Origin of the sequence: Mesorhizobium sp. M7A.F.Ca.CA.001.08.2.1 (genome assembly GCF_003998455.1) — a bacterium.
Classification (GTDB): Bacteria; Pseudomonadota; Alphaproteobacteria; order Rhizobiales; family Rhizobiaceae; genus Mesorhizobium; species Mesorhizobium ciceri.
The window spans coordinates 1-2,734 of record NZ_RZPW01000794.1 but is presented as its reverse complement, the minus strand read 5'-3'; the positions used below and the strand labels follow the sequence as shown (position 1 = coordinate 2,734).

Annotated in this window: 3 protein-coding genes; 1 reads left to right on the top strand and 2 read right to left on the bottom strand. The window is 63.5% G+C overall.

Translation table 11 applies throughout. From position 1 onward, the window contains the following. A partial coding sequence (locus EN914_RS31035) for an ABC-F family ATP-binding cassette domain-containing protein (protein ID WP_164779033.1) occupies nucleotides 1–1,224 on the bottom strand: 1,224 nt, incomplete at its 3' end. 282 nt (nucleotides 1,225–1,506) lie between these two features. On the opposite strand from EN914_RS31035, the gene EN914_RS31030 reads away from it, so the two are divergent. Continuing rightward, nucleotides 1,507–1,788, top strand: a complete 282-nt coding sequence (locus tag EN914_RS31030; protein WP_013530639.1) for a hypothetical protein — start codon at nucleotides 1,507–1,509, stop codon at nucleotides 1,786–1,788. 91 nt (nucleotides 1,789–1,879) lie between these two features. Here EN914_RS31030 and EN914_RS31025 read toward each other — a convergent pair. Next, nucleotides 1,880–2,734, bottom strand: an 855-nt coding sequence (locus tag EN914_RS31025; RefSeq protein WP_127389497.1) for a transporter substrate-binding domain-containing protein, incomplete at its 5' end; no start/stop codon positions are given.

The window sequence follows — 2,734 nt, the reverse complement described above, 5'->3', positions numbered from 1 at the left end:
CTGGAACACAGTGCGCTCGCCTTCCAGCACCTCCATGGCGTGCTGGGCGAAATATCCCATCTTGACACTTGGGCCCCGCGCGACCGTGCCGGTGTCGGGCTCGGAAGCGCCGGCGACCAGCTTCAGAAGCGTCGATTTGCCGGCGCCGTTGACGCCCATGATGCACCAGCGCTCGCGGCGGCGGACCTGGAAATCGAGCCCCTCATAGATGCTGCGGCTGCCATAGCCCTTGTGGACGTTCTTCAGCGTCACGACATCCTCGCCGCAGCGCGGCGCCGGCAGGAAATCGAAGGACACGGTCTGGCGGCGCTTCGGCGGCTCGACGCGGTCGATCTTGTCCAGCTTCTTCACCCGGCTCTGCACCTGCGCGGCATGCGAGGCACGCGCCTTGAAGCGCTCGATGAAGGCGATCTCCTTGGCCAGCATCGCCTGCTGGCGCTCGAACTGAGCCTGCTGCTGCTTATCGGCGATCGCCCGCTGCTGCTGGTAGAATTCGTAGTTTCCGGAATAGGCGGTCAGCGAACCGGCGTCGATCTCGACCACCTTGTTGACGATGCGGTTCATGAACTCGCGGTCGTGCGAGGTCATCAGCAGCGCGCCGTCATAGTTCTTCAGGAAAGATTCCAGCCAGATCAGGCTCTCCAGGTCGAGATGGTTCGACGGCTCGTCGAGCAACATGGCGTCGGGCCGCATCAACAGGATGCGGGCCAGCGCCACGCGCATCTTCCAGCCGCCGGACAGCTTTCCGACATCGCCGTCCATCATCTCCTGCGAAAAGCCGAGACCGTCCAGCACTTCGCGGGCGCGGCCATCCAGCGCATAACCGTCGAGTTCCTCGAAGCGGTGCTGCGCCTCGCCGTATTTTTCGATGATCTCGTCCATCTGGTCGGCCTGCTCGGGATCGGCCATGGCCGCCTCGAGCGCTGCCATCTCGGCCGCGACTTCGCTGACCGGCCCGGCGCCGTTCATCACTTCGGCGACAGCGCTGTGGCCTTCCATGTCGCCGACATCCTGGCTGAAATAGCCGATGGTGACGCCGCGATCGACCTGCACCTGGCCTTCGTCTGGCTGCTCCTGGCCGGTGATCATGCGAAACAGCGTCGTCTTGCCGGCGCCGTTCGGCCCGACGAGGCCGACCTTCTCGCCCTTCTGCAGGGACGCCGACGCTTCGATGAAGACAAGCTGACGGCCATTCTGCTTGCTGATGCTTTCAAGTCTGATCATGCGGTGTCCGGGGAATTTTGCTTGCGTGAAACGATTTGCCCGGCGCCTTACGCGAAGGATAGCCGCAAAGGAAGAGGCGCAAGCGCCGCACACCGCCGATCTCCCCCCTCGTGGGGGAGATTGGCAGCTTCACCGCGAGACACACTCCAGAAACAAGATTCAACATCCGGGAAAAACTCGCGAAAACATCTCCTGTCATAACCACCCTCGCGGCGGTCACGCGGCCTGCGGCACAACGCGAAGAAATGGTCCCGAAACATGCAACGACGTTCGACCGGATGGATGGGTGCCCTGACAGGCATTTCGCTCGCCGTGCTTGCGGTCGCACAGTCGGATGCGGCGGTCACCCGGAGCGAATATTGCAGCCGGCTCGGTCTTCAACTCGACGGAGCCATCCAGACCAAAGCCAAACCCGGTGCCAGTGCGAGCCAGATCGCCGAGGCAACGGCACTCCAGGACAAGGCGAACCGGTTCTGTGCCGAGCGCAAGCAGGCGCAAGGCATCCGGACCTATGCCAATGCCCTGAAACTTCTTGGCGTGACACCGGTCGACCTGGACCAGTGACAGCAACCATCCATCCCTGAAAGACAGGCCGCCACTCTCGGATAGCGACGGCGGTTCTTCCAGCGCATAGCACCGCTGAAATTGCTGCCGGCTACTTCTCGCCCAGATACTGGGAGACGGCCTGCTTCCACCAATCGCTTTCGATGGTCTGCAGGAGGGCGACATCGAGAGACTTGCGCAACGGGCTGCCGAGCGGCAGCGCAATGGCATATTGCTGCTGGTCGAACGCCGCATCGAGAACCTGCAGGCTTGTCGCGTAATTCTGCCCGACCAGCCAGCCAAGCAGCGGCTTGTCGTGCACCAGCGCGTCGATCTTGCCGGCGCGAAGCGCGTTGAGGCCTTGCTGGATCGAGGCAAAGTCCTGATGACGGATCTGGGTCGAATCCAGATAGGACGCCGTCGACGAGCTCTGCACCGCGCCGACCCTGACCGCGGCGAGATCGCTTTCGCCCTGCACCATGCCTTCCATCTGCGTCACCGTCAGCACCGATGTGACACCCGCGGTGAACACCGCGATCGCGATGATCGATCCCATCATCCAGAGCGCGGCCAGCACGCGCCCCGGCACGGTTCGCGGGCCGAAATCACCGGTGCTGGCCTGCGTCGCGGCGATGGTCGACCACCACATGCTGGAAAACAGTCCCTTGGCGACGCCGCCGCCGAAATCGTCATTGTGCCGGCGTTCGAACATCCAGATCAGGACGCCGACCACCACCGATATGATGACCAGCGCCAGCACCGCCTGCAGGAAGCCGAACGACGTCAGGGCATGCAGCACCGGCCGCCATGACGGCTGGTTGTTGAGCGGCGTCGCGATGCCGAGCCCGGTCGTGAAGAAGGGCTGCGTGAAGTCGACGGCCTTTTCGCGGTCGGCCGTGACCGTGATCGCGGCCATCGCCGCATCGAATCTGCCGCTGACGACGCCATCGATCTGGTCCTGCACGGC